Source organism: Nitratireductor sp. (assembly GCF_017794765.1).
Lineage (GTDB): Bacteria > Pseudomonadota > Alphaproteobacteria > Rhizobiales > Rhizobiaceae > Nitratireductor.
Window position 1 is genome coordinate 19,669 of record NZ_CP051236.1, and the last position, 25,488, is coordinate 45,156.

At 59.4% G+C, this 25,488-nt stretch carries 26 protein-coding genes and 1 tRNA gene; 10 read left to right on the forward strand and 17 right to left on the reverse strand.

All coding sequences use genetic code 11. The features are described from left to right. Positions 1-21: 21 nt before the first annotated feature. The 6 genes from HF949_RS00080 to HF949_RS00105 all read right to left on the reverse strand — a co-directional run bounded on the left by HF949_RS00080 (position 22) and on the right by HF949_RS00105 (position 4,264). Positions 22-186 (reverse strand): Flp family type IVb pilin, encoded by a 165-nt coding sequence (locus tag HF949_RS00080; RefSeq protein ID WP_292897413.1) that lies wholly within the window; start codon positions 184-186, stop codon positions 22-24. Positions 187-263: 77 nt separating this feature from the next. Then, positions 264-584, reverse strand: a complete 321-nt coding sequence (locus HF949_RS00085) for a hypothetical protein (RefSeq protein WP_292897415.1) — start codon at positions 582-584, stop codon at positions 264-266. A gap of 121 nt (positions 585-705) precedes the next feature. Further along, positions 706-1,119 carry an 8-oxo-dGTP diphosphatase MutT gene (gene mutT, locus HF949_RS00090; RefSeq protein ID WP_292897417.1) on the reverse strand — a complete coding sequence of 138 codons (414 nt, stop codon included), beginning with the start codon at positions 1,117-1,119 and terminating at the stop codon, positions 706-708. 32 nt (positions 1,120-1,151) lie between these two features. Then, positions 1,152-1,931 (reverse strand): GNAT family N-acetyltransferase, encoded by a 780-nt coding sequence (locus HF949_RS00095; RefSeq protein WP_292897420.1) that lies wholly within the window; start codon positions 1,929-1,931, stop codon positions 1,152-1,154. Positions 1,932-1,934: 3 nt separating this feature from the next. Further along, positions 1,935-3,176, reverse strand: coding sequence for a bifunctional glutamate N-acetyltransferase/amino-acid acetyltransferase ArgJ (gene argJ, locus HF949_RS00100; protein WP_292897422.1), 1,242 nt, complete (start codon positions 3,174-3,176; stop codon positions 1,935-1,937). A 176-nt stretch (positions 3,177-3,352) separates the two neighbouring features. Beyond that, complete coding sequence (locus tag HF949_RS00105; protein WP_292897424.1) at positions 3,353-4,264, reverse strand: peptidylprolyl isomerase; 912 nt, start codon at positions 4,262-4,264, stop codon at positions 3,353-3,355. Positions 4,265-4,507: 243 nt separating this feature from the next. Between HF949_RS00105 and secA the strand changes: the two genes are divergently transcribed. From secA to HF949_RS00125, 4 genes are all read left to right on the forward strand, one after another. Continuing rightward, positions 4,508-7,237, forward strand: coding sequence for a preprotein translocase subunit SecA (gene secA / locus HF949_RS00110; protein WP_292897426.1), 2,730 nt, complete (start codon positions 4,508-4,510; stop codon positions 7,235-7,237). A gap of 149 nt (positions 7,238-7,386) precedes the next feature. After that, positions 7,387-8,799, forward strand: coding sequence for a lipopolysaccharide biosynthesis protein (locus HF949_RS00115; protein WP_292897428.1), 1,413 nt, complete (start codon positions 7,387-7,389; stop codon positions 8,797-8,799). After that, a complete protein-coding gene (locus HF949_RS00120) occupies positions 8,796-10,061 on the forward strand; it encodes a GNAT family N-acetyltransferase (protein WP_292897430.1) in 1,266 nt (421 codons plus the stop codon). Before HF949_RS00115 ends, HF949_RS00120 begins: the two co-directional genes overlap by 4 nt. 87 nt (positions 10,062-10,148) lie before the next feature. Next, the gene (locus HF949_RS00125) at positions 10,149-12,434 is read left to right on the forward strand and encodes an acyl-CoA dehydrogenase (protein WP_292897432.1); all 2,286 of its coding nucleotides are present in this window, start codon (positions 10,149-10,151) and stop codon (positions 12,432-12,434) included. Between the two features lie 17 nt (positions 12,435-12,451). Here the strand turns inward: HF949_RS00125 and HF949_RS00130 are convergent, their stop codons facing one another. From HF949_RS00130 to HF949_RS00160, 7 genes are all read right to left on the reverse strand, one after another. Further along, the gene (locus tag HF949_RS00130) at positions 12,452-13,333 is read right to left on the reverse strand and encodes a 3-hydroxybutyryl-CoA dehydrogenase (protein WP_292897434.1); all 882 of its coding nucleotides are present in this window, start codon (positions 13,331-13,333) and stop codon (positions 12,452-12,454) included. A gap of 202 nt (positions 13,334-13,535) precedes the next feature. Further along, the gene (locus HF949_RS00135; RefSeq protein WP_292897436.1) at positions 13,536-14,465 is read right to left on the reverse strand and encodes an electron transfer flavoprotein subunit alpha/FixB family protein; all 930 of its coding nucleotides are present in this window, start codon (positions 14,463-14,465) and stop codon (positions 13,536-13,538) included. Between the two features lie 18 nt (positions 14,466-14,483). Continuing rightward, positions 14,484-15,233 (reverse strand): electron transfer flavoprotein subunit beta/FixA family protein, encoded by a 750-nt coding sequence (locus HF949_RS00140; RefSeq protein WP_292897438.1) that lies wholly within the window; start codon positions 15,231-15,233, stop codon positions 14,484-14,486. Positions 15,234-15,421: 188 nt separating this feature from the next. Then, the gene (locus tag HF949_RS00145; RefSeq protein ID WP_292897440.1) at positions 15,422-16,189 is read right to left on the reverse strand and encodes a rhomboid family intramembrane serine protease; all 768 of its coding nucleotides are present in this window, start codon (positions 16,187-16,189) and stop codon (positions 15,422-15,424) included. Positions 16,190-16,229: 40 nt separating this feature from the next. Beyond that, positions 16,230-16,811, reverse strand: coding sequence for a cob(I)yrinic acid a,c-diamide adenosyltransferase (locus HF949_RS00150; RefSeq protein ID WP_292897442.1), 582 nt, complete (start codon positions 16,809-16,811; stop codon positions 16,230-16,232). 8 nt (positions 16,812-16,819) lie between these two features. Then, positions 16,820-17,020: a twin transmembrane helix small protein gene (locus HF949_RS00155; RefSeq protein WP_292897444.1), complete on the reverse strand. Its 201-nt coding sequence runs from the start codon at positions 17,018-17,020 to the stop codon at positions 16,820-16,822. Between the two features lie 19 nt (positions 17,021-17,039). Further along, the gene (locus tag HF949_RS00160; protein WP_292897446.1) at positions 17,040-17,873 is read right to left on the reverse strand and encodes an SDR family oxidoreductase; all 834 of its coding nucleotides are present in this window, start codon (positions 17,871-17,873) and stop codon (positions 17,040-17,042) included. A 99-nt stretch (positions 17,874-17,972) separates the two neighbouring features. On the opposite strand from HF949_RS00160, the gene HF949_RS00165 reads away from it, so the two are divergent. Further along, complete coding sequence (locus HF949_RS00165) at positions 17,973-18,827, forward strand: YihY/virulence factor BrkB family protein (RefSeq protein WP_292897448.1); 855 nt, start codon at positions 17,973-17,975, stop codon at positions 18,825-18,827. Here HF949_RS00165 and HF949_RS00170 read toward each other — a convergent pair. Beyond that, complete coding sequence (locus HF949_RS00170; protein WP_292897450.1) at positions 18,791-19,696, reverse strand: DMT family transporter; 906 nt, start codon at positions 19,694-19,696, stop codon at positions 18,791-18,793. The genes HF949_RS00165 and HF949_RS00170 overlap by 37 nt on opposite strands. Before the next feature lie 131 nt (positions 19,697-19,827). On the opposite strand from HF949_RS00170, the gene HF949_RS00175 reads away from it, so the two are divergent. Further along, positions 19,828-20,118, forward strand: coding sequence for a hypothetical protein (locus tag HF949_RS00175; RefSeq protein WP_292897452.1), 291 nt, complete (start codon positions 19,828-19,830; stop codon positions 20,116-20,118). Here HF949_RS00175 and gluQRS read toward each other — a convergent pair. After that, the gene (gene gluQRS, locus HF949_RS00180; protein WP_292897454.1) at positions 20,102-20,992 is read right to left on the reverse strand and encodes a tRNA glutamyl-Q(34) synthetase GluQRS; all 891 of its coding nucleotides are present in this window, start codon (positions 20,990-20,992) and stop codon (positions 20,102-20,104) included. The genes HF949_RS00175 and gluQRS overlap by 17 nt on opposite strands. 88 nt (positions 20,993-21,080) lie before the next feature. Between gluQRS and HF949_RS00185 the strand changes: the two genes are divergently transcribed. Beyond that, entirely contained in the window at positions 21,081-21,725 is a 645-nt protein-coding gene (locus HF949_RS00185; RefSeq protein WP_292897456.1) for a DNA-3-methyladenine glycosylase family protein, read from the forward strand. A gap of 132 nt (positions 21,726-21,857) precedes the next feature. Next, a complete protein-coding gene (locus HF949_RS00190; protein ID WP_292897458.1) occupies positions 21,858-22,415 on the forward strand; it encodes an HNH endonuclease in 558 nt (185 codons plus the stop codon). 44 nt (positions 22,416-22,459) lie between these two features. Here HF949_RS00190 and HF949_RS00195 read toward each other — a convergent pair whose 3' ends face one another. Both HF949_RS00195 and HF949_RS00200 read right to left on the reverse strand, forming a co-directional pair. After that, positions 22,460-22,966, reverse strand: a complete 507-nt coding sequence (locus HF949_RS00195) for a disulfide bond formation protein B (RefSeq protein WP_292897460.1) — start codon at positions 22,964-22,966, stop codon at positions 22,460-22,462. Positions 22,967-22,975: 9 nt separating this feature from the next. After that, complete coding sequence (locus HF949_RS00200) at positions 22,976-23,557, reverse strand: YqaA family protein (RefSeq protein WP_292897462.1); 582 nt, start codon at positions 23,555-23,557, stop codon at positions 22,976-22,978. A 157-nt stretch (positions 23,558-23,714) separates the two neighbouring features. On the opposite strand from HF949_RS00200, the gene HF949_RS00205 reads away from it, so the two are divergent. Together HF949_RS00205 and HF949_RS00210 are read left to right on the forward strand one after the other, a co-directional pair. Continuing rightward, positions 23,715-23,799, forward strand: a tRNA-Leu gene (locus tag HF949_RS00205). A 48-nt stretch (positions 23,800-23,847) separates the two neighbouring features. Further along, positions 23,848-25,473, forward strand: coding sequence for an AMP-binding protein (locus HF949_RS00210; protein ID WP_292897464.1), 1,626 nt, complete (start codon positions 23,848-23,850; stop codon positions 25,471-25,473). The last annotated feature ends 15 nt before the right edge of the window (positions 25,474-25,488 follow it).

Consider the following 25,488-nt stretch of genomic DNA (forward strand, 5'->3'; position numbering starts at 1 on the left):
ATTAACAGGGCGACAGCCATGTTAATTGGCTGGTTTCACCTGGTCGGCGACGTTTTGATAGGTGGCCGAGAGCTGCTTGCCCGTCTGGGTGGCACCGACGATGATTGCGAGCGAAATCAAGCCAGCGATCAACGCATATTCGATCGCGGTCGCACCTGACTTGTCTTTGAGAAAGTGACGTCCCATTTCCGGGCCTCCCCCTGAATAAAGGACGATCCTAATCTGAAAGGCTTAAGAAACCCTGAGACCCGGAAGGTGTCTCGTCAGCAGTCCCCGCTGTGCAAGCCATCCTGATGAATGACGCAGACGGAATTGCGGGACGGCTGCAGCACGCTTCTGCGGATCGTGTAATTTCGGCTGTCCCGTTTGGTGGAAGCAGTGGTGATGGGGTCTATGCCGAACGGCGCCCCGATCTGCGCCACGTGCGAACGGGTGCGCTTTTCGGCGATCGGAGTCAGGAAGAGCGCGAACGCTACACCTGCGGTCCCAAACAGCAATGCGACCCGAAGAGCTCCCATCCCCATATGACCAGCCCGCGCGGTCCAGTCCGCCCGTTCCACATCACTTGCCTCGCTGAATGCCATGACAACCCCTCACCGGAAGGTTAAACCCAGCCGCGAATGCGGCGCACGCCCACAATCAACTTGTCACTGTTGCGTAAACGAAGGCTTAACCCTGACCTTGCAGCCAGACAGACCAGGCCATTCAGAGCAGGTCGATCAGGAAGGGTATCAACGGCGCATCCGCCGGTGGCATCGGATAGTCGCGCATGTCGCGCGGCCGCACCCATTTCAGTTCCTGCCCCTCCTGGGCCCGTGGCGTGCCCCAGAAACGGCGGCAGACATAAAGAGGCATCAGCAGATGAAAATCTTCATAGGTGTGGCTGGCAAAGGTGAGCGGCGCCAGGCAGGCCACCTTGGTCTCAATCCCGAGTTCCTCCTGGAGCTCCCGAACGAGCGTGTTCTCCGGCGTCTCCCCCGCTTCAACCTTTCCACCCGGAAACTCCCACAGCCCCGCCAGAGCCTTTCCTTCCGGACGTTTGGCGAGAAGGACCCGTCCATCGGGGTCGACCAAAGCGCAGGCCGCCACGAGAAGGATACGTTTCGACTGGTCGGTCATGCAGCGCGCTTTCTCTCAGCCAACGGCAATCGTCAGGACCCCGGTTGGCGGTAATGATACGAATAGATGTCCCGGAAACCGAGCGCGCGATAGAGATGCAATGCCACGTCATTTGCGGCTTCCACCTGCAGCCAGGCGCGTTCAGCCCCATGCGATTGGGCCCATTTGAGTGCTGAAAGCAGGACACGGCGTCCGTAACCCTTCCCGCGCCAGGAAGGTCTGGTCGCGATCTCGAATAGACCGGCCAAATCGCTGTCATGCACGCAAATCGCGGTGGCCACGGGCTCTTCACCTTTCTCCAGAACGAAAAGCCCCGTTTCAGGCCGAATCGCACCGATGACCCGGGAAAGGCCGGCACGATGAAGCTCCTCATAACCGTGAACCTTGAGTGTGGCGTTGACGAAACGCCGCCGGTCCTTGAGCGGAATCTGATCCATTGCTTCTGACAGATCGGCCTCTCGCAGGTCGAGCGCCATCACCAGCGAATGCCCCAGGATCTTCCAGCCCTGTTGATCGAGATAGCTGGAAATCTCCGGTGCTGCGAGTGGAGATAGCCGAAAGGTCACCGGCCGCCCGTAGGCACCGAACTGTTCCCTTGCCCGTTCGATCCGTGTTTCGATATTCCGGTAATCCCCCGGATCGAGCGGGTTGATGGAGTTCAGACGCTTCGCCGGATGGCCTGCCGTCAACCGCAGAACCCAGGTCCCGTCATAGGCTACGGTCTCTGCGGGCCATGCACGCAAACCTGCCGCTTCAAAGCGGCGAATGATCGCGAAATCCTTTTTGACGTCCTGCCTCACCTGGCCTGGCACACCCTAGCTCCGATAGTCGCCATTGATGGCGACGTATTCCTTGGTCAGGTCGCAAGTCCATACTGTGGCCCTGCCCCGCCCGATGCCGAGATCCACGCGCAGCGCGATCTCATCCTTTTTCATATAGGCAGAGGTGGCCTCTTCGGAATAGTCAGGGTCGCGTTCGCCCTCATGAGCCACACGAATATCACCGAACCAGATCGACAAAAGGTCGCGCTCGGCCGGTTCCCCCGCCTTTCCGACCGCCATGACAACCCGTCCCCAATTCGCATCCTCACCAGCCACAGCCGTTTTCACCAGAGGAGAATTGGCGATGGACAGAGCGATCTTCTTTGCCGAACGAGACGATTTCGCCCCGCTAACCGTGATCTCAAGTTGCTTGCGCGCGCCCTCGCCGTCTCGCACCACCTGGAGGGCAAGGTTCTTCAGGATGCGGTTCAGTCCCCGACGAAACCCGGCAAGCCTCGGATCCTTTGCATCGGTGATCACCGGTGCACCACGCCTGGCCGCAGCCCCGGTTGCAAACATCATCAACGTATCGCTGGTGGAGGTGTCGCTGTCGACCGTAACGGCATTGAAGGTCTTGCCTGTGCCCTTTGAGAGAAGGGCCTGCAGCACCGGCGCTGCAATCGGAGCATCGGTGGCCACGAAAGAAAGCATGGTCGCCATATCCGGCGCGATCATACCAGCACCCTTGGCGATACCGTTGATGACCACATCCACCTCGCCCATCCGAACAGTAGCGGTGGCGACTTTTGGATAGGTGTCCGTGGTCATGATGGCCTTGGCCGCCGTCAGCCAGCCCTCGGGCTTCGCATCGGCCACCATCCCGTTCAGGAATCCGGTAATGCGCTCCGCAGGAAGCGGCTCTCCGATTACGCCGGTGGACGCCATGAACACTGTGTCTTTTCCCGCACCCACCGCGTTGGCAGCAGCCTCGCCGACGGAAGCCGTCGTGGCACGACCCTTTTTCCCGGTAAAAGCATTGGCGTTGCCCGAATTTACCACAAGGATGCGCGCGGCTCCGCCGGCCAGGTTCTCACGGCAGAACTCAACGGGAGCAGACGGGCATTTGGAGCGGGTGAAAACACCGGCAACCGTTGTACCCTCGTCGAAGAGCATCGTCAGGAGGTCCGTTCGCCCCTTGTATTTCACACCCGCTTCAGCGGTCGCGATACGCACGCCTTCCACGATCGGCATGGACGGATAGTTCTTCGGAGCAAGGGGGGAAACTGCAGCGGACATGGGCCAGACTTACCGAAATTAAGATTTATGGTGCATGCCGGTCTGCCCGAGTTTTTTTTCCGACGCAAGCCGAATCCGGAGCCCGGGTCAGTGCGGCAGAGCCCCCAGAACCGGAGAAACAAAAAAGCGGCAGACGTCAGGCGCCCACCGCTTTCAGATTGCACCACTGGCAGCCCTTATTCGGATTTCGCCGGCTCGGCGGCGTCGCCGTTCCCGGAAGCAGCACCCTCGCGCTGCTTCTCGATACCGTCGATGAATTCCTTGAGCGCCGGATCCTTGACATCGATCTCGGCGGAATCACGAACGGCCGAAACTGCCTCGACATATTTCTCACGCACCAGCAGGGACCGCACCCGATCCTTCACGGCATCGAATGCCGGCGGTTGCTTGGCCCGCTTGTCTTCGACCTTGATGACATGGAAGCCAAATTGCGTCTCGACCGGTTCCTTGGAATGTTCACCCGGATTGAGCGCAAAGGCGGCCTTCTCGAACTCGGGCACCATCTGGCCGGAGGTGAAATAGCCCAGATCCCCGCCATTCGCAGCGGCACCATCGGTAGACTTTTCCTTCGCGATCTCTTCGAAATTGCCGCCCTCTTCGAGCTGCTTGATGATTGCCTCGGCTTCTTCCTTGGTCTTCACGAGAATGTGACGGGCCCGCACCTCGTTGACCGCAGGCGCCTCGGCGATCTGCTTGTCATAGCTGGCGCGCACCTGTTCCTCGGTGACTGAGCCATCCACCATGTTTTCGATAAACGCCGCATGGAGCGCCTGCTGACGGAGAAACTCGAGACGCTTGGCGAAATCCTCACCCTCAGCGAGACCTTTTTCTTCAGCCTGTGAGGCAAGAAGCCTGATCTCGATCAATGCCGAAAGCAGTGCTGCACGACGTTGCGGTTCAGGCAGATTTCCGAACTGCGCGCCATACTCTTCACCAGCGACGGCCAAATCGCCCTCCGTGATCTCCATGCCGTTGACTGTGGCGACGACATCGGCTTCGGCAGCATGGACGGGCATGAAGCCCACAGCGGCCAGCGTCAGACCGGCCCCAACCTGAACGGCCAGGAAACGGCGAAACGATTTCAGCATGAAACTCTCCGTTCGTGATTCAGAATTTGCCCAAACCGCCTAGGAATATGGCGGAATTTTGCGCAAGAGCGCATGTTTAACACGGCGTTGACATCACTCTTGGCCCCTCTTATCTGTCCTGATGTCCTGCGTCCAGAACCGTTTTCCGGGCGCTGATCGTAATATAATTGCTCTCGCTCGGCACGATCGGGGTTGATCCCCGCTTCACCTGTGCCGTCTGTCAGGAAGTGAAAGGACCACTGGATGGTCAGTCTCGGCGGTCTCGCCCGCAAGGTTTTCGGCTCCTCCAACGATCGTCGTGTCAAGGGTTTCCGCCCACGCGTCGCCGCGATCAACGCGCTCGAAGACGAAATGAAGGCGCTGTCCGACGAGGCATTGCGCGGGAAAACGGAGGAGTTCCGCGAGGAACTTGCCGCAGGCAAATCGCTGGACGATATTCTTGTTCCCGCGTTTGCCGTGGCGCGAGAAGCCTCGCGCCGCGCGCTGGGGATGCGACCCTTCGACGTTCAGCTCATTGGTGGCATGGTGCTTCATGACGGCTGTATCGCCGAGATGAAAACGGGTGAAGGCAAGACACTCGTCGCCACACTTCCGGTCTATCTCAACGCCCTTTCGGGCAAAGGCGTGCACGTCGTCACGGTAAACGATTATCTGGCCAAACGTGACTCCGAATGGATGGCGCGGCTCTATGGTTTTCTTGGCCTGACGACGGGCGTCATCGTGCACGGCATGTCGGATGAGGAGCGCCGCGCAGCCTATGCCTGCGATGTTACCTACGGCACCAACAACGAGCTTGGCTTCGACTATCTGCGCGACAACATGAAGTATGAACGCGACCAGATGGTACAGCGCGGGCATTCCTTCGCAATCGTCGACGAGGTCGATTCAATCCTTATCGACGAGGCCCGAACCCCGCTCATCATTTCCGGCCCACTGGATGACCGCTCGGAACTCTACAACAGGATCGACACCTTCATTCCGCACCTGGTGGAAGAGGATTTTGAAGTCGACGAGAAGCAGCGCACCGCGACCTTCACGGAAGAAGGCACGGAAAAAATGGAGAACATGCTGCGCGAAGCTGGCTTGTTCAAAGGTGATTCACTCTACGACATTGAGAATGTCGCCATTGTTCATCATCTCAACAATGCCTTGAAAGCGCACAAGCTTTTCCAACGCGACAAGGACTATATCGTCCGCGATGGCGAAATCGTCATCATCGACGAATTTACCGGGCGCATGATGCCAGGACGCCGCTTCTCTGAAGGACTCCATCAATCTCTCGAAGCCAAAGAGAAAGTGGCGATCCAGCCGGAAAACCAGACGCTCGCTTCCATCACCTTCCAGAACTACTTCCGCATGTACGACAAGCTGGCCGGCATGACCGGCACTGCATCGACCGAAGCGGAAGAATTCGGCAACATCTATGGTCTCGAGGTAATCGAGATTCCCACCAACCTGCCGATCCAGCGCCTTGATGAAGATGACGAGGTTTACCGGACCGTCGAAGAAAAATTCAAGGCGATTGTCCGGGAAATCAAGGAAGCCAGCGCCAAAGGACAGCCGATCCTCGTCGGCACGACCTCGATTGAAAAATCCGAATTCCTTGCAGAACGTCTTCGTCAGGAAGGCATCAAGGATTTCGAGGTTCTGAACGCCCGCCACCATGAGCGCGAGGCCTTCATTGTTGCACAGGCAGGCAAGCCCGGCGCCATCACCATCGCCACGAACATGGCCGGTCGCGGCACCGACATTCAGCTCGGCGGCAATCCGGAAATGCGGATTGCAGAAGAGCTGGGCGACATGGAACCCGGCCCCGAACGCGACGCAAAAGAAAAGGCCATCCGTGAGGATGTGAAAAGGCTTAAAGAGCAGGCGCTGGCCGCAGGCGGCCTCTATGTTCTGGCGACCGAACGCCACGAAAGCCGGCGAATCGACAACCAGCTGCGCGGGCGTTCAGGACGCCAGGGCGATCCCGGCCGCTCGAAATTCTTCCTGTCGCTTCAGGACGATCTGATGCGCATCTTCGGCTCCGACCGGATGGACGGAATGCTGCAGAAGCTCGGCCTCAAGGAAGACGAGGCCATCGTCCACCCCTGGATCAACAAGGCGCTTGAAAAAGCGCAGAAGAAGGTCGAGGCGCGCAACTTCGACATCCGCAAGAATCTGCTCAAATTCGACGATGTGATGAACGACCAGCGCAAGGTTGTGTTCGAGCAGCGTCTTGAACTCATGGACGGCGAAAATCTCTCCGAGACAGTTGCCGAAATGCGCCAGGACACGATCGACGATCTGGTCGCACGGCACATACCCGAGAAGGCCTATGCCGAGCAGTGGGAAACGAAGGAACTGCGTGAAGCGGTGAAAGCTTCGCTCAATCTTGATCTCCCCATCGATGAGTGGGCGCAAGAGGAAGGCATTGCCGAAGACGATATCCGCGAGCGGATCAGCGAAGCGACAGAGGCTGCGGCCAGGGACCGAGCCGAGCGTTTCGGCCCCGACATCATGACCTATGTGGAGAAATCGATTCTTCTGCAGACGCTCGACAGCCTGTGGCGCGAGCATCTCGTCAATCTCGATCATCTGCGTTCAGTCATCGGCTTCCGCGGCTATGCTCAGCGCGATCCACTCAACGAGTATAAGTCCGAGGCGTTCGAGCTCTTCCAGGCTATGCTCAGCAATCTGCGTCAGGTAGTCACCTCGCAACTCATGCGTGTAGAGTTGGTTCGGGAAGCTGCCGAGGCACCGCCACCGGAAACACCGGATATGCAGGCTCACCACATCGACGGCTCGACCGGAGAGGACGAGTTTGCCGATGGCGAGACGATGGCGCTGGCGCGTAGCGAAAGCAGCGTCGTTCCTGCAGAGGAACGCGATCCGAACGATCCCACGACCTGGGGCAAGGTGGGACGCAACGAACCGTGCCCGTGCGGCTCCGGCAAGAAATACAAGCATTGCCACGGCGCCTTCGCCTGAGGCACTCACTCAGACATACAGATAAGCCGGGTTAGCCCGGCTTTTTTGTTGTCCCATCGCCACCGGGGCCACCCCTGCCCCCCGCCTTTCATTATTCTTAAGCAGTTTGCGTTAAAGCGGGCAGAAGGTCTCTTGAGAGGAGTGGGGTGGTGCGCTTTTCAGCCACGGGAACGGGTGATCGCTTGCTGCCGGCGCAGCTTGCAGAGCGCGTGCGCCCCTGGCTTTCAAAGGTCGATAGCCTGATCAGCGCCCGCGATGCACGTGGCGAAGCCGGCCGCAATGCTCTGATCGCCTTTGCCATCCGCATCATCAACGCCGTGATCGCCTTCTTCAGTCAGGTGCTCCTCGCACGCTGGATGGGGAGTTTTGAATACGGAATCTATGTGCTCGTCTGGGTGACAATGATCATCCTCGGCAACATTTCCTGCCTCGGATTCCACACGGCGATCATCCGCTTCATTCCTGAATACCGCACGAAGAGCGCGTTCGCGGAATTGCGTGGCGTCAACATTGCCGGCCGGCTTTTCGTGCTGGCTACATCCACGGTCTTCATGCTCGCGGGCCTCTTGGGGCTGTATTTTCTCACTCCGGTCATCGAGTCCTACTACATCGTGCCATTCTACCTCGGCCTGATCTGCCTGCCGATGCTGGCGCTCAGTGACCTGCTGCAGGGTGTTTCTCGAGCCAATGCATGGGTGATCTGGGCTCTGCTTCCGGCCTATTTCATCCGCCCGGTGCTCATCCTGCTCTTCATGGCCGTGGCCGTGCTGAGCGGCTATGCACCCGACGCGAAAACCGCGATCGTCACAGCCATCATAGCCACTTACGTGACGACGCTTCTACAGTTTGCGAGCATCACCACCCGCGTGGACCGGAACATGCCTTCCGGCAGGCCCCGCTTCGAAATGAAACACTGGGTCAGCGTATCGCTGCCCATCTTTCTTGTCGAAAGCTTCTACTTTCTGCTCACCAATGCGGACGTTCTGATGGTGGGACGCTATATGGCCCCCACGGACGTGGCCGTCTATTTTGCCACCGTCAAGACGCTGGCACTGGTGCACTTCGTCTATTTTGCGGTTAAGGCAAGCGTTGCTCAGCGCTACTCCGCCTACATGCATGGCGGAGACCGGTCCGGACTGGCGAGCTTTGCTGCGGAAACCGTGACCTGGACCTTCTGGCCGTCCCTCGCCATGGGCGTCATCGTACTGATTATCGGCAAGCCGATGCTGATGCTGTTCGGCAGTGGTTTCACCGCCGGATATCCTCTGCTGTTCCTGCTCGTCTCGTGTGTCGTCGCCCGGGCCGCCGTCGGCCCCGCGGAAAGCCTGCTTACAATGAGCGGGTTCCAGAAAATCTGCGCCGGGATTTATGCCATCACACTCGGCATCAACATCGGTCTCAACATGATCCTGATACCACTCTACGGGCTTTGGGGAGCAGCGATCGCGACAGGTATTGCCATTCTGTTCGAAGCAGCCTCGCTATCATTCACCGCATGGCAGAAGCTTGGCATCCGCATGCTGGTCTTTCTTCCCCGCTTTCGAAAGGAGGCCAATCCGTGAGCATCCCCCCTCTCCTTGAAGAGACGAGCGGCGGCGCGGGAGGGTCCGACAGCGATCAGGCCCGTGATGCCACGTTCGAACCCGATACCGAGCGCCTCGCTTCGGTGGCGACGGACGACCAGAAGCGCAAGCTCGCGGTTTATCCGGCTTCAGCCGGTTTCGAGCTGGTTGATGAGCTGGATTACCTGGCAGCCCGCTCCATCGAAACGAACATATTCTTCAACCCACGCTTTCTGGCACCGGCCATGCCCCGGCTGGAAGATCGGGAAGTTCGGCTGGCGGTGATCCGCGACGGAACGGAGGACCGAAGCCGCCTGCGCCTTCTTGTTCCTTTTACCGTTGAGCGCCCGCTGCTGCCCTTCAGCGTTCCGGTGCTGCGCACCTGGGCAAATCCGTTCGGCCCGCTCGGCACCCCTCTGGTCGACTATGACGACCCTGCCGGAGTGATCGAGGATTTCTTCGCCATGTTGGCCCGGCCACATCTCGATCTGCCCAAGGTTTTTGTCCTGCCGGATGTCGGCCTGGACGGTGCATTTGCTGCCATCCTGCGTACGGTGGTGGACGCGCGCAACCTGCCGTTCCAGATCACCAATCGGGTTGAGCGACCGACTCTCGAGAGCGCTCTGGATGGGGATACATATCTGCGAGATTCCCTGCGCTCACATCACTACCGTGAGTTCCGGCGCCTAAGAAGACGCCTGGGAGAACTGGGCAACCTCGAATATCGCATCGCCCGCCACCCCGATGAGGTAAGGCACGGCATCGAAGCCTTCCTCACCCTGGAAGCTTCCGGCTGGAAGGGCCGGGAGCGCACCGCCATGGCGATCGACCGTTACCGTGCGGCCTTTGCGCGGGAGGCGGTTCATCGGCTTTGCGAACGCGACATGTGCCGCATCCATATGCTCACACTCGACGATGTGGTCATCGCCTGTCTGATCGTCTTCATAGAAAACGGCACGGCCTACACGTGGAAAACGGCCTATGATGAAAGCTTCGCCACCTACTCGCCAGGCACACTTCTCATGATTGAGGTTACAAAAACGCACCTTGACGATCCCAACATCGTGATGACGGACTCCTGCGCGGTGCCCGATCACCCGGTCATGAGCCGCCTGTGGAGCGAGCGTCGTCCCCTGGGAACGATGGTCGTCGGGCTTACACCGGATGCAGACCGCCATGTGCGCAAGGCAGCCGCCCAGCTTGGTCTCGCACGCCGTGTACGCAATCGCCTGCGGATCGTGCGCAATCGTCTGCGCGGCTGAACAGACAGGCGGGAACCATCCTTCCGCGACGCCCGTTCGCCTCCCAGAGGTAAGCCTGTTATATTGCCGCAACACTGGAGGCCGGTCATGCGTTTCAAAACATTTCGCCGAGATCGCATTTCGAAGCCCATCTACAACTGGGCCCGCAAGATCATGCCACCGATTTCCGAGACGGAACGGGAAGCGATCGATGCAGGGACGGTCTGGTGGGACGGCGAACTTTTCACCGGGAACCCTGACTGGGAACAGTTCCTGGCCATGCCGCCGGCGCGCCTTTCCAAAGAAGAGCAGGCCTTTATGGACGGTCCCGTGCGCGAGCTGTGCGCCATGGTCGATGATTGGACGCTCAACTGGCGCGATCGCGACCTTTCCCCCGCCGTATGGAATTTCATGCGTAGGAACAAATTCTTCGGAATGATCATCCCGAAGGAGTTTGGTGGGCTCGGCTTCTCAAACACCGCCCATTCGGAGGTGGTGCGCACGCTCTCCTCTGCAAGCGTCGTCGCCGGCGTCACCGTAATGGTGCCCAACTCGCTTGGTCCGGGCGAATTGCTCATGCATTTCGGCACCGACGATCAGCGCAAATACTGGCTGCCGCGCTTGGCCGACGGGCGCGAAATACCGTGTTTCGGCCTTACCTCCCCGCACGCAGGCTCCGACGCCGCAGCGATGACGGACACGGGTGTGGTTGAATATGGGACCTGGAAGGGCAAGAAGGTCCTCGGCCTGCGCCTCAATTTTCACAAGCGCTACATCACGCTCGGGCCTGTGGCCACCGTAATGGGCCTCGCCTTCAAGATGCGGGATCCTGAAAACCATCTCGGCCGTGGCGAGGATCTGGGGATCACCGTCGCGCTTTTGCCAACAGACACCAAAGGCGTACGCCACGGCGACCGGCATATTCCGCAGTTCACCTTCTTCCAGAATGGCCCGCTCTATGGCGAGGATGTCTTCGTTCCACTTGACCACATTCTCGGTGGCGAGAAGCAGATCGGTCAGGGCTGGACCATGCTGATGACGGCGCTCGCTGCCGGGCGCAGCATCTCACTGCCCTCGCAATCGGCGGCATCGGCCGCCATGTGTGCCCGTGCGACCGGCGCCTACGCGCGGGTACGCACACAGTTCAACGTGCCTATTGGTTATTTCGAGGGCATTCAGGAGCCGCTGGCTGAATTGTGTGGCAACGCCTATCTTATCGATGCGGCACGGCGCACGACGCTTGCGGCGCTGGATCAAGGACACAAGCCTTCGGTCATTTCCGCCATCATGAAGTACCACGCCACAGAGCGCATGCGCCGCTCGGTGGAACATGCGATGGATATTCACGGCGGCAAGGCGATCATCGACGGACCCAGCAATTACATGGGCGCAGCCTATCGCGCCGTACCGGTGGGCATCACGGTCGAAGGGGCCAACATCCTGACCCGCAATCTGATGATTTTCGGTCAGGGGGCCATTCGCTCCCACCCCTATATGCTGGAAGAGTTGCTGGCACTTTCCAATGAGGATCGGGAAGAGGGTCTCGATCGCTTCGACGAGACATTCTGGAAACATGCAGGCCACGCTTTCAAGACCGCCGGCCGCGCCTTCCTGCGCGGCTGGACCGGTGGCCTTCTGGCCCCCGCTCCGAAAGGCGCGGCAATGGGCCATCACTGGAAAACGCTCTCGCGCCATTCCGCAGCCTTCGCGCTTCTGTCCGATTTCGCATTGCTCACGCTTGGCGGATCCCTCAAACGACGGGAAATGATCTCGGCACGGCTTGGCGACATTCTTGCAGAACTTTATCTGCTGGGCGCTGTGCTGAAACGCTATGAAAGCGAAGGGCGTTTCGCCGAAGACAAGCCAATCGTCGATTATCTCATGCAGGCTGGTGAGGCGCGCATCGGCATCGCCTTCCGGGGTGTTCTCGACAATTTGCCAGCGCGGCCGGCTGCATGGCTGATGCGTCTGATCGCCTTCCCGTTCGGCGTGCCCAACCCCGTGCCTTCTGACCAGCTCATCACGAAGCTGGCCGAAATCCTGCTGAAACCCTCCGAACAGCGGGACAGGCTCTCGCCCGACCTCTATCTCGGCCAGGGACACGATGCGCATCCGCTCAAGGATCTGGAACGCGCGTTCAGGCTTGTCGTCGACGCCGCCCCCATCGAGAAGAAGATGCGCGCTAGGCATATTAGCAACGCTCAGGAGGCTCACGATATGGATCTCATCAGCGATGCCGAACTCACGCAACTGCGCGAAGCGCGGGAAGCTGTCGAGAAGGTTATCGCTGTCGACGCCTTTCCCATGGAAGAGATTTCGGCAACGGCCTCACAGCACAAGATAAAAAAGCCCGCCGCACGGCGCAAGTCGCCGCAGCGGCAGGCCGCTGAATAGAGAGCTGCGAACCGGAATTATCGTGTCGGGACCGGTGTCTCGCCGCGATAGTCATAAAAACCGCGACCGGTCTTCCGGCCAAGCCAGCCGGCTTCGACGTATTTAACCAGCAGCGGGCACGGACGATATTTGGAATCGGCCAGTCCCTCGTAAAGGACCTGCATGATCGAAAGGCAGGTGTCGAGGCCGATGAAATCGGCCAGCTGTAACGGCCCCATCGGATGGTTGGCGCCAAGCTTCATGGCCGTGTCGATGGCTTCAACAGTCCCCACGCCTTCGTAGAGCGTATAAATTGCTTCATTGATCATCGGCAACAGGATGCGGTTGACGATGAAAGCGGGGAAGTCCTCGGCCACGGTAATCGTCTTCTCAAGGCTTTCGACAAAGCCGCGCGCCCTCTCGAACGTGTCATCTTCCGTGGCAATGCCGCGCACCAGTTCCACCAGCTTCATCACCGGGACGGGGTTCATGAAGTGGATACCGATGAACCGCTCGGCCCGGTCGGTCTGTGCGGCAAGACGCGTGATGGAGATTGATGAGGTGTTGGTGGCGACGATGGCCTCGGGATTAAGCACCGGACAGAGCTGCGCAAAAATCTTGCGCTTGACCGTTTCGTCCTCCGTAGCCGCCTCGATCACCAGGTCCATGTCGGCGAGTGCTTCCATGGTGGTGGCCGGAGCAATGCGCGCCAATGCATCCTGACGAACCTTGTCCTCGAGTTTTCCGGACGAAACCTGCCGTGCCATGTTGCCGGAGATGGTCGCGATACCCGCCTCGATCCGCTCGGCGGAAAGATCGTAGAGCTTCACATTATAGCCTGCCAGCGCGGCGACATGGGCAATTCCGCTGCCCATCTGCCCCGCGCCAATCACACCCACTTTTTCAATCTTTCCAGTCATTTCGAAAACCCCGTGAGATGCGGCTTGCACTCTTCGTCAGTGTTGTTGCGCTGCAAACTAAATGGGAGGCGCAATGGCGTCTACCCCCGCGAACAAAATCCTTCACGCTCCCCCTCCCAGCGCCACATTATTTGAATGAAAACAAAAAAAGCCCCGCTCGAGAGCGGGGCTTGTTGCCTGAGATTCCGGTGTTCTTTTTGGCTTAAAGCGCCTTCTCGAGCTCCGGCAGCACGTCGAAAAGGTCTGCAACCAGGCCGTAATCGGCGACCTGGAAGATCGGGGCTTCTTCGTCCTTGTTGATCGCAACGATCACCTTGGAGTCTTTCATGCCGGCGAGATGCTGGATCGCGCCGGAAATGCCGCAGGCAATGTAGAGATCTGGAGCGACGACCTTGCCCGTCTGCCCCACCTGCCAGTCGTTCGGAGCATAGCCCGCATCGACGGCCGCACGCGAGGCACCGACAGCCGCTCCAAGCTTGTCAGCAACAGGAAGGATCACCTCGTTGAACTTCTCCTCAGAGCCCAGCGCACGACCGCCCGAGATGATGATCTTTGCAGAGGTCAGCTCCGGCCGGTCGCTCTCTGCGATACGGTTTTCGACGAATGTCGAGAGACCGGAATCGGTAGGCGCGTCAACGCTCTCCACCGCGGCAGAGCCCCCTTCGCCTGCCGCCTGGAAGGACGATGTGCGAACCGTAAGCACCCGCTTTGCATCGGTTGCTTCAACGGTCTGGATCGCGTTGCCGGCATAGATCGGGCGTTTGAAGGTCTTGGCATCGAGCACTTCGATCACGTCGGAGACCTGCATGACATCCAGCAGGGCCGCCACGCGCGGCATCACGTTTTTGCCAGTGGTCGTGGCGGGGGCAACGAACGTGTCATATCCGTCGGCCAAAGACACTACGAGGTCGGCGAGCGGCTCGGCAAGCCGTTCGGCAAGCGCATCGCTTTCCGCGAGCAGAACCTTGTGCACGCCGCCAAGTTTCGCCGCAGCGTCGGCCGCTGCCTTCGCGCCTTTACCGGCAACCAGCACATCTACATCCGAGCCGATCTGGCTCGCGGCGGCGAGCGCCTTGGCGGTCTGGTCGGACAGGGTTTCGTTATCGTGTTCGGCAATCAGAAGAATAGCCATCTTGTTTCTCCCTCTCCGTTAAAGCACGCCGGCTTCGTTTTTCAGCTTGTCGACCAGTTCGGCCACCGAGCCCACCTTGATGCCCGCCTTGCGGCCAGCCGGTTCCTCGGTCTTGAGCACCTTCAGGCGCGCCTTCACCTCAACGCCGAAATCGCCGGGCTCCTTGGTGTCGAGCGGCTTCTTCTTGGCTTTCATGATGTTCGGCAGAGAAGCGTAGCGCGGCTCGTTCAGACGCAGGTCCGTGGTCACGATGGCCGGCAGTTTGAGCTCGACCACCTGGAGACCACCATCCACCTCACGCGTCACCTTGGCCTTGCCGTCTGCAAGCTCCACATCCGACGCAAATGTTCCCTGGCTCCAGCCAAGCAGTGCAGCCAGCATCTGTCCGGTCTGGTTGGAATCGTCATCAATGGCCTGTTTGCCGAGGATCACGATTTCCGGCTTCTCCTCGTCGACAACGCCCTTGAGGATCTTCGCCACGTCAAGTGGCTCGACCGCATCGTCGGTCTTGACGAGGATCGCGCGGTCAGCACCCATGGCAAGAGCGGTGCGCAAGGTTTCCTGGGCCTTGTCGGGGCCAATCGAAACGGCGACGATTTCTTCGACCTTGCCGGCTTCCTTCATGCGGATCGCTTCTTCAACCGCGATTTCACAGAACGGGTTCATCGCCATTTTGACGTTTGTCAGCTCGACACCGGAGCCATCCGCCTTCACGCGGGGCTTCACATTGGCGTCAATGACCCGCTTGACCGGAACAAGGACTTTCATGCGCAATCACCTTCCATGGTGGACTTCGGTTCTGATGCTGGATACCAGCAGATGGACGCGCCGGATGGCTGAATGCCGACATGTTTCAGGGAAATTCAGAACACTCCTCCTCCCCCTCATGCGGCACGCCGCCGGAGTTGGCGGGACCGTAGAGAGGCCTGACGTTCACGTCAATATGCAGAAATGTCCTATTGCCGCCCCCAGCGCGGCTGCTCGGTTTCCAGCGTGCGCGCAGCATCCGGCTTTTCAAGCTCTACCGCGCGTGGTTTCTCCAGACGCTTGTCGAGCAGAGGCACATCCCTGCGCCTTAGAATGACCACCAGGAACGCCCCGGCGAGAATGCCTCCCGCATGAGCCGCCCAGGAAATCTGGTTTTCGGTATCAACCATCAACATCAGGAACTGGAAACCAATCCACAGCGCGAGAAGGATGAAAGCCGGGATGCGAATGGGAATGCGCGCAAATGCCAGCACCCAGACCTTCACCCGTGGATGCAGGATCAGGTAGGCGGCGACGATGCCTGCAATGGAACCGGAAGCGCCAATGAGCGGCGCATTGGAATCCGGCGCGATGAAGCCGTGCATATAGGCCCCCGCAACAGCGCAGGCGAGATAGAACACCAGATACCGGAAATGCCCGAGCGCATCTTCCACATTGTCTCCGAACACCCACAGAAACAGCATGTTTCCGCCCAAATGCATCAGGTCGCCATGCAGGAACGAGTAGGTGATGTAGGTGAGCGGCTCGGGAACCAGATCGAGCTCTGGCGGCAGCACCGCGAGGTCATTGGAAACGGACGGTATATAGCCAAGCCCAAGCGCAGCGGCGAACGCGAAATCCGTGCCTCCCACCGCCGTCACCAGATAGGCGATCACGTTGACCGCTATGATTGCCAGCGTGACATATTGCCGTTTGATATGCCGCAGGCTGTTGGCATCGTGCAGCGGTATGAACATCGGAGCCCTCTTTGCGGGCCCCGATCCCGGCCCGAATATCTCAGCGGTTTTGCCCAGGCACCCATAGCACGTCAAGCGCACCATTGTCATTGACGGCACGTGAAGCGACGAACAGGAAATCGGAGAGGCGGTTGATGTAGCGCATGGCCGCATCACTGACGATCTCACCTTCGACTGTGCGCAACTCCACCATCAGTCTCTCGGCACGTCGCGAGACAGTGCGCGCGAGATGGAGTGCAGCAGCAGCGGGCTTGCCACCGGGTAGCACGAAGGAGCGCAACGCAGCCAGCTGGGCATTCAAGGCATCGATATCGGCTTCCAGCCGGTCCACCTGGCTCTGCACGATCCGCAAGGGTTCATATTCGGGCGCCTCGCCGGTATCCGGCGTCGAAAGGTCAGCCCCCAGATCGAAGAGATCATTCTGTATACGCGCCAGCATCGCGTCGATACGCGGCTCCGTTTCTGCCAGATGAACACGTGCCATGCCGATGCAGGCATTTGCCTCATCGACAGTGCCATAGGACGCGACCCTGAGATCGGATTTCAGGCGGCGCTCACGCGAACCGAGACCCGTTGTCCCGTCGTCGCCCGTGCGCGTGTAAATCTTGTTCAGCTTGACCACGGTATGCCTCAGCCACCCTTTGAACGCGCGTAGTAAAGCGCGAGTACGACAAAGACGACGGCGACAGCCTGCAGGATCACGCGAGCCTGCATAAGCTTGTTCGACGTGTTGGCCGAGCCACCGCGCATCATGTTCATCAGACCGCGAATGAGGACGATAACGACCGCCATCATCACAAGGATGGAAAGGATATTGAAAACTGTGGACATGGCGGCTTTCTTCTCGGTTTCAGCCCTGGTTCGACAGGAAGCGGTACAACATGCGCGCCGGAAGCAGCCGTTTCAATGCGACACCGATGCGCGCCGGTGTGGTTACCACATAGTGCGGCCTTGGACGCGGGGAAAGGAGCGCGTGAGAAAGTCGCGCATAGACCGCGTCCGGCCCAAGCTTGAACCGCGACTTCACACCGCCCTGCCTCAAACGCGCAAGCTGCGCCTTGTAGGCTTCCCGATGGGGGGAGTTTTCGTGATCGATATAGCGCTCGAACCACGGGAGCCCGTTGCTGGCAATTTTGGACTCGATGGGCCCCGGCTCGATGAGGGAAACATAGATGCCAGAACCTTCAAGTTCCGCTCGCTGACACAACATCAAGCCTTCAAGCGCATGCTTCGAGGCAGCGTAGGCACCACGGTACTTTATAGGGATGAGTCCCAGGATCGAGGAGCAATGAACAATGCGGCCGTGTCCCTGTCGCCGCATCACCGGGACGAGGCGCTGCGTGAGATCGTGCCAGCCGAAGACATTGACCTCGAACTGGTGGCGCAGCGCTTCCACGGGGAGATCTTCCACCGCTCCGGCTTGAGCATAGGCTCCATTGTTGAAAAGAGCATCGAGAGAACCGCCGGTCCTGTCGAGCACCTCATCCACAAGCGCGACGATCGAGCCGGGCTCGGCATAATCGAGATAGAACGATTCTATCCCTTTCCTTTCAAGGGCTCGGCGATCTTCCGGCTTCCGCGCCGTTGCAAAAACGCGCCAGCCATCCTTGAGCAGCGCCTCGGCACACCATGCACCTATGCCGGAAGAGGTTCCGGTGATCAGGATCGTCCGGTCACTAGCCATGAAATTCCCGTCAGCACTTGTCTATAAGTGTCACGGTTTCACATATTGGCCTGAGCGAAACAACAAAAAGCAGTGACGACAGCAACGAAGGGAAGAACCGTGCGCGGATTGAAAGCCACCAGACGTATCATCGGCGATGCGCTCGGCCACTTCAACACGGATGACGGCTGGGCCATGTCCAGTCACGTCGCCATCTCGGCGCTTATGGCCCTGTTCCCGTTTCTGATATTTGCCACGGCCCTGGCGAGTTTTCTTGGCGCGGACTCGTTCTCGCAACAGGCTGTCGATCTGATTTTCGATACCTGGCCAAAGGAAGTGGCCGAGCCCATTGCAAGAGAGGTTCACAATGTGCTCGGTGTACGCCGCAGCGATGTGCTGACCTTCGGTGTCGTACTGGCTGGTGTTTTTGCCTCCAATGGGGTGGAAGCACTGCGCCTTTCTCTCAACCGCGCCTACCGGGTCAGTGAAAAACGCTCGATCTTCCGCCTGCGCGCGCAAAGCCTGTTTTTCGTACTCGTTGCAACGGTCGGCTTTCTTGCCATCAGCGTCCTGCTCGTCATCGCACCGATCGCACTGCGCATCGCCGCCAACAATCTCGAATGGATCGCTCCTTATGTCGGCACGATCACGTTCTGGCGCTATGTCATCGCGCTGACCGTACTCGTTCTCGCGCTGATTTCGGTCCATCTTTGGCTGCCGGCCGGCCGACGCAGCCTTTGGGACGTGCTGCCCGGTGTCGCGTTTACACTTCTGGGATCCTTTGTCGGATCGAGCCTTTTCGCAGCCTATCTCGGGCGCTTCGGCAGCTACGCCAGCACCTATGCCGGGCTTGCTTCCATCATGATCGCAGTGGTGTTTCTCTACATCATTTCCGCCGTGTTCATTCTCGGCGGAGAACTGAACGCTTCGATCAAGCGCTACCGGGAAGCACGAGCGGTCGCCGGAACCGTATGACGCGATGAACGCCGTGTCGCGAGCGCCACGCCGAACGTCGTGATTGCCATGCCTGCAAGCTGCACGGGCGTCAGGGTCTCATCAAACAGGAACCATGCCATAAGTGCTGTCACCGCCGGCACGAGATAAAACAGAGATGCGACCCGCGCCACCTCCCCTTCTCGAATGAGGATCATCAACAGGAAGATCGCGCCCAGTGACAGCACGAAAACCAGCCACGCCATGGCAAAGACCAGTTCGCCGTTGAGCACGAAGTGCTGGGTTTCGAACAACAGCGAGACGAGAAACGTGACCAACCAACCGCCGACATACTGATAAAGCGTGACTGTTACCAGATCAGCGTTTGCGACGAAGCGCTTCTGCCAGACCGTGCCCACGCTCATGGCGATCACCGCCACAACGGCCGCACCAATGGTCGCTACCGTCACACCGCCGCTGATCGAGCCGAATTTTGGGGAAAGGACTGTCACCACACCGACAAGCCCGACCACAAGGCCAAGCCAGTGCTTTCCTGTCACCTTCTCGCCGAGAAACACACCGGCAATGACCGCAGTCAGCATCGGCTGAAGCCCAACGATGAGGCCCGCCAAACCAGCAGGGAGCCCGTTGCGCACTGCCCAGAATACGCCGCCTAGATAGACGCCGTGCATGAGAATACCCGCTATCGCAGCGTGAAACGCATTGCGCGGACCGATTGCCTTTGCCTTCACAAGCGGAATGATCAACAGAAGAACGCCAAAGGTCAGCGCAAAACGAACCCATAAGAATGTAAAGGGCTCCGCCCAAGGCATTGCATAACGCGCCCCGATGAAACCGGTCGCCCAGAGGAGGACGAACAGGGCCGGGATCGCCCTTGTAATATCTTTCATCGGATATGTCCCTGAATGCGAAACCTTGAGTTCAACCGCGGCTTTAACAGCCCCGGCCCCGGCAAGGAAAGCGAAACATTTCCATCGTAGGATCAATAGAAGTGATCCATGGCGCAGCCGGGAGTACACAAATGCTGATGAAACTGGATACGAGCTGGCTGATCTTCGCGGTCGTGGCGGTCACGATGATCGCCTATCTCCTGTCGCTCGGTCTCAACGCGGCTCTGAAGGAAGACGGCTTCGGTGCTATGGGCACCGCCATGATCATAGCAATTGCGTTCTTCGGCACCGTCCATCTGGCCAACCGGAACGGGATTCGTTTCTCAAGCCTTACCGAAGGCGCCCTCGCCGGTTTGGGTGGTGCCTTTGCGGTGCTGCTGATTCTGGTCATGGCCAAGGCGCTTCTTAGACGGCTGAGCTAGGCGCCCCGATCATTCGCGCGATATCGTCCGGCGTTGCACCGCTGTCGCGCAATGCCGCAAGGCTGGTATCGCCACGGCTCTTGGAGAGCTTGCGCCCATCATCGTCCAGAATGAGGTCATGATGATGGTAGTGCGGCACCGGCAAACCCAACAGTTCCTGAAGTACACGATGCACGGCGGTCGAATGGAACAGGTCACGCCCGCGCACCACATCGGTGACGCCCTGCAGCGCGTCGTCGACCACAACCGATAGATGATAACTTGCCGGGATTTCCTTCCGCCCGATCACCACGTCGCCCCAGTTCTCGGGCTTTGCCTGGACCTGTCCCGTTTCTCCTTCCGGGCCCTGACCTGTCTCGTCCCAACATAGCGTGCCCCCGACATGCGCGATGGCCGAGGACATGTCGAGCCGCCATGCGTACGGCGCCCCCTCATCGATCAGAGCCTGGCGCTCCCGTGAGCTCATATGGCGGTCTTCTCCAGGATAGATCGGCGCTCCGTCCGGGTCGCGCGGCCAACGTTCGCCACCGGCTTCATGCTCGGCTATGCGCGCCCGCACCTCTCCCCGGGTCATGAACGCCGGATAGACCAGATCCGCATCGATGAGCCGATCGAGCGCGGCACGGTAATCGTCAAAATGCTCCGACTGTCGACGCACCGGCTCCTCCCAACCAAGACCGAGCCATGCAAGATCGCGCAACACACCGCGTTCCAGCTCCGGCGTACAGCGTGTGACGTCGATGTCTTCCATCCTCACGAGGAAACGCCCGCCAGCCTCCCGTGCCATTTCCTGATTAAGGAGCGCGGAATAGGCATGACCAAGATGGAGCTGGCCGTTCGGGCTCGGCGCGAACCGAAAGACGGGACACGTCATGAGTGATGCTTGAATCGGGTTGCGGTAAGCATGAGACGATTGCTACGGCTTTCTTCCGCGCCCGACAAGAACAGGCTACACTGATACAATGAAACGCATAGACACGGATGCGGACATTCTGCGAGCCCTCGGGGACCTTGTCGCGCTCGATTCCCGCCTTCAGTCTGTGCGCGACCGTGCCGGCAGTGTTCCTTTGCGACGCACCGCACCCGGCTTTGCGAGCCTTGTTTCCATCGTCATAGGCCAGCAGGTTTCTCGTGCCAGCGCCAATGCCATTGAAGCCCGGCTGACGGGACTGATCGACCCGCTTACGCCGGCCTCCATTCTCGCAGCGGGTGAAGACCCTCTGGTCGCCGCCGGCCTTTCACGCGCCAAGCAGCGTACCATTGTCGCGCTCGCGCGGGCTATCATCGAGGATGATCTCGACCTTGAGACACTCTGCGCGTTCGAGGCCGAGGAAGCCGTTGCCCGCCTGACGTCGATCCATGGCATCGGCCCCTGGACAGCACAGGTCTATCTTCTCGTCTGTGCGGGTCATCCTGATGTGTTTCCCGCCGGCGATGTGGCTCTGCAAGCCGCCGTGGCCGATGCCCTGGCGCTGCCGGCCCGGCCCGATGCGAAGCGCCTGACAGAGCTGGCCGAATCATGGACGCCGCTTCGGGCCGTCGCCGCCCGCCTGTTTTGGGCCTATTATCGGCAGATGAAGGGCGGAGAAGCGGCTCCATTGCCCTGACAGGAGCAAAAAACTGCGAAAATCCAGTTGTTTGAGGTGTCATAAAGCAAAATATGCGCTTCACATTCCTGTCACGGCGGGCTTACAGTATCCGCATCGATCGACTTGGTCAGTTGAAGGAGCTTCAAGGACGTGACGATCGCGGCTTCGCCAGACAGCATGCCTGCTCTGGTGCTGAATGCGGACTACAGACCGCTCAGTTACTATCCCTTGTCACTGTGGTCGTGGCAGGACGCCATCAAGGCGGTCTTCCTCGACCGGGTCAACATTGTTGCCGAATACGACCAGCAGGTTTCATCACCCTCCTTCACGATGAGACTGCCGAGCGTTATCAGTCTCAAAACCTACATTAAACCGTCGCGTTACCCCGCCTTTACGCGTTTCAACGTGTTTCTGCGCGACCGTTTCCAGTGTCAATATTGTGGCACTCGCGAAGACCTGACCTTCGACCATGTCATCCCGCGCCGTCTGGGTGGAGTCACGTCCTGGGACAATGTCGTAGCGGCCTGCTCCCCCTGCAATCTCAAAAAGGGCGGCGTCATGCCTTCCCGTGCAAAGATGTGGCCACAGCAAAAGCCCTTCCGGCCGACCGTGCAGGATCTGCACAATAATGGCCGGCTCTTCCCACCCAACTATCTGCACGAAAGCTGGATGGATTATCTCTACTGGGATGTCGAGCTCGAGCCGTAACAGGGAGCGGGCCCCCTAAAACATTCCACGAAGAATGAAACGTTCTAGCGCTTGAATGCCGCCCGCAGTGCCACGAAGGCCCAAAAAGCGCTCACAAGCACGTTCCAGCCAGCAAATGAAAGCCCCAGAAAACGCCCCGCTGCTTCGCTGCAGGATGGGGGAATCACCGCATTCAACTGGTCGAGCAGATTGCCGCCGAGGTTCTGGCTGGCAGCACCGGCGCCGCAGTCGGCCGGGCCTTCCCACCATTTCCACTCCACCCCGGAATGGTAGATACCCAGCGCCATTCCATAGAGCATCAGTGCACCACCGATCAGCAACAGCCCGCGCGTGATGAGCGGAGGCGCCTTCAGCCATGACGCCAGAAGCGCAAGCAGCATCAGCGGCACGCCAATATAGTAAGGCGTACGTTGCTCAAGGCACAGCATGCAGGGAAGGTAGCCACCGATATGCTCGAAGCCGAGCGCTATGCCCACGGTTGCGGCCAGACCGAAAACAAGCAGTCCGGCGCTCAGGGTTTGTGTAGCACCGGTGGGAGCAGTAAGGGACATCAGGGGCCTCTAGAAAACGTATCGAATGGCAACGAAGCCGCCGATCAGCAAAACCATGAAAAGGGTGAAAAGAAGGCCAAGGTTCTTCTCGATAAATGTCCGAATCGGCGCTCCGAACTTGTAGAGCAGCCATGAAACCAGGAAAAAGCGAAGCCCGCGACCGAGCACCGAGACGACGACGAACACCAGAAGATTGAGACCAGTGGCGCCGGAGAAAATCGTCAGCACCTTGTAGGGGAACGGCGTGACGGCAGCAAAAAGCACCCCCCAGCCGCCCCACTCATTATACCAGCCGGCCACCTGCTCAAAAGCATTTTCCTTGCCGTAGAAGGCCAGGATCGGCTGCCCGACCGTCTCGTAAAGAAAGGCGCCAATTGCATATCCGAGAAGCGCACCAAGGACGGAACTCACCGTACAGATCAACGCATAGCGAAGCCATTTCGCGCGCTCCGACAGCACCATTGGGATCAACAGCACATCCGGCGGAATGGGGAAGACCGAACTTTCAATGAAAGACACGGATCCAAGTGCCTTCTCCGCATGCCGTGTGGCAGCGAGCGACATGGTCCAGTCATAGAGTTTGCGAAGCATGGGAGGCCCTCAATGAGGTGTTTTGTCTAACCGCTGCCGGAGCCTGGCGCAACGGCGATGGTGAAAGACGCGACAAGCGTGAGGATTTGCGACCTGAAGTGTTGACGGAAGCCCGCTTCCCCGTATAGTCCGCAACCTGTCCGGCCGTTCGCGGCGGGCCCCTGTGGCGGAATTGGTAGACGCGCTCGACTCAAAATCGAGTTCCGCAAGGAGTGCTGGTTCGAGTCCGGCCAGGGGCACCACTTCCCCGAAGCATTGCGGTGCAGGACAGGGGGAGGAACAGCACGGCCATGCTTGAACGGCGCGAAAGCTATCGACAGCTTTACGATGAGTTCCGCTGGAGCATTCCCGAGACTTTCAACATCGGTGTCGCAATCTCGAATGCATGGGCTCTGCGTGCGCCTGAGCGTATTGCGCTCTTCGAACATCGCAGCAGCGCCAGCCCAGCAACACTGACCTATGGAGACCTTGCGGCCCGATCGGATGGCCTGGCGGCCGGTCTTGCAACAGCCGGAATAAGGCGGGGGGACCGGGTAGCGCTCCTGTTGCCACAATCCTTCGAGACTGCGATTGCCCACGCTGCCATCTACAAGCTCGGTGCTATTGCCGTACCGCTCGCCCTCCTTTTTGGCCCGGAAGCTCTCGAATACCGGCTTTTCAGTGCAGGAGCGGCGGCCGTCATCACCACCGGCGACGGCCTCGCGAAAGTCGCGCGCATACGCGATCGACTGCCTGCGCTGCAGTTGGCCATCTGCGTGGATGGCGCTGGGGGTGGAGCTGAGGATTTTCACAAGCTGATTGCAGACAATCCCGGTCCCTTTGCCCCTGCCAGCACCGGCCCTGACGACCCGGCGATGATGATCTTCACATCCGGCACCACCGGCCCACCGAAAGGTGCTCTGCACGGGCATCGCGTTCTGCTCGGACACCTGCCCGGCGTCCAGTTTCACCACGAGTTCCTGCCCCGGAACCACGATCTTCTGTGGACACCCGCCGACTGGGCCTGGGCAGGCGGTCTTCTCAACGTCCTCTTACCCGGGCTCTATCTCGGTACTCCGGTGGTAGCGGCGCGGTTCGAAAAATTCGACCCACAAACAGCCCTCGGCCTCATGGAGAAGATGAAAGTGCGCAACGCCTTCATCCCTCCGACCGCGCTGCGCATGCTCAAGGCGGTCTCAGGCATTCGGAAACGTTTCGAACTCCCGTTGCGCACCATCGGCTCCGGCGGAGAAGCTCTGGGTCGAGAGACCTTCGAGTGGGCCCGCGGCGAACTGGGGCTTCACATCAACGAGTTTTACGGTCAGACCGAATGCAATCTGGTCCTTTCGTCCTGTCATGCGCTGGGGGCTGGCAAACCCGGTGCCATCGGCCTTCCCGTTCCCGGCCATCGCGTTGCAATCATCGATGATCAGGGCAGACCTGTTCGCGATGGTGAGGCCGGCGATATTGCCGTTCTGCGGCCCGACCCGGTGATGTTTCTCGGATACTGGGAAAATGAAGCGGCAACCCGTCAGAAATTCGTCGGAGACTGGATGACCACAGGCGATCAGGGTGTTCGCGACGAGGACGGGTACTTCCATTTCGTGGGGCGCGACGACGACGTCATCACATCGGCTGGATACCGCATCGGGCCGACCGAGATCGAGGACTGCCTGACCGCTCACCCCAAGGTCGCGCTTGCCGCCGCCGTGGGCAAGCCGGATTCCGTGCGAACCGAGATCGTCAAGGCCTACATCGTTCTGCACGACGGCATAGAGCCCAGCGACGCGCTGGCGGATGAAATCCGGCTGTGGGTCAGAGAGCGTCTTTCAGCCCATGAATACCCCCGAGAAATTGCCTTCGTGGAATCAATGCCTTTGACAACGACCGGCAAGGTCATCCGTCGCCTGTTCCGGGAACGTGCGAGAAACGAATAGCGGCATTTTGCGCGC

Excerpts from the sequence above, each read along its gene's own strand:
- HF949_RS00080 (WP_292897413.1), bottom strand. The coding sequence starts at position 186 with ATGGGACGTCACTTTCTCAAAGACAAGTCAGGTGCGACCGCGATCGAA.
- HF949_RS00085 (WP_292897415.1), bottom strand. The coding sequence starts at position 584 with ATGGCATTCAGCGAGGCAAGTGATGTGGAACGGGCGGACTGGACCGCG.
- mutT (WP_292897417.1), bottom strand. The coding sequence starts at position 1,119 with ATGACCGACCAGTCGAAACGTATCCTTCTCGTGGCGGCCTGCGCTTTG.
- argJ (WP_292897422.1), bottom strand. The coding sequence starts at position 3,176 with ATGTCCGCTGCAGTTTCCCCCCTTGCTCCGAAGAACTATCCGTCCATG.
- HF949_RS00105 (WP_292897424.1), bottom strand. The coding sequence starts at position 4,264 with ATGCTGAAATCGTTTCGCCGTTTCCTGGCCGTTCAGGTTGGGGCCGGT.
- secA (WP_292897426.1), top strand. The coding sequence starts at position 4,508 with ATGGTCAGTCTCGGCGGTCTCGCCCGCAAGGTTTTCGGCTCCTCCAAC.
- HF949_RS00125 (WP_292897432.1), top strand. The coding sequence starts at position 10,149 with ATGCGTTTCAAAACATTTCGCCGAGATCGCATTTCGAAGCCCATCTAC.
- HF949_RS00130 (WP_292897434.1), bottom strand. The coding sequence starts at position 13,333 with ATGACTGGAAAGATTGAAAAAGTGGGTGTGATTGGCGCGGGGCAGATG.
- HF949_RS00135 (WP_292897436.1), bottom strand. The coding sequence starts at position 14,465 with ATGGCTATTCTTCTGATTGCCGAACACGATAACGAAACCCTGTCCGAC.
- HF949_RS00140 (WP_292897438.1), bottom strand. The coding sequence starts at position 15,233 with ATGAAAGTCCTTGTTCCGGTCAAGCGGGTCATTGACGCCAATGTGAAG.
- HF949_RS00145 (WP_292897440.1), bottom strand. The coding sequence starts at position 16,189 with ATGTTCATACCGCTGCACGATGCCAACAGCCTGCGGCATATCAAACGG.
- HF949_RS00155 (WP_292897444.1), bottom strand. The coding sequence starts at position 17,020 with ATGTCCACAGTTTTCAATATCCTTTCCATCCTTGTGATGATGGCGGTC.
- HF949_RS00160 (WP_292897446.1), bottom strand. The coding sequence starts at position 17,873 with ATGGCTAGTGACCGGACGATCCTGATCACCGGAACCTCTTCCGGCATA.
- HF949_RS00170 (WP_292897450.1), bottom strand. The coding sequence starts at position 19,696 with ATGAAAGATATTACAAGGGCGATCCCGGCCCTGTTCGTCCTCCTCTGG.
- HF949_RS00175 (WP_292897452.1), top strand. The coding sequence starts at position 19,828 with ATGCTGATGAAACTGGATACGAGCTGGCTGATCTTCGCGGTCGTGGCG.
- gluQRS (WP_292897454.1), bottom strand. The coding sequence starts at position 20,992 with ATGACGTGTCCCGTCTTTCGGTTCGCGCCGAGCCCGAACGGCCAGCTC.
- HF949_RS00185 (WP_292897456.1), top strand. The coding sequence starts at position 21,081 with ATGAAACGCATAGACACGGATGCGGACATTCTGCGAGCCCTCGGGGAC.
- HF949_RS00195 (WP_292897460.1), bottom strand. The coding sequence starts at position 22,966 with ATGTCCCTTACTGCTCCCACCGGTGCTACACAAACCCTGAGCGCCGGA.
- HF949_RS00200 (WP_292897462.1), bottom strand. The coding sequence starts at position 23,557 with ATGCTTCGCAAACTCTATGACTGGACCATGTCGCTCGCTGCCACACGG.
- HF949_RS00210 (WP_292897464.1), top strand. The coding sequence starts at position 23,848 with ATGCTTGAACGGCGCGAAAGCTATCGACAGCTTTACGATGAGTTCCGC.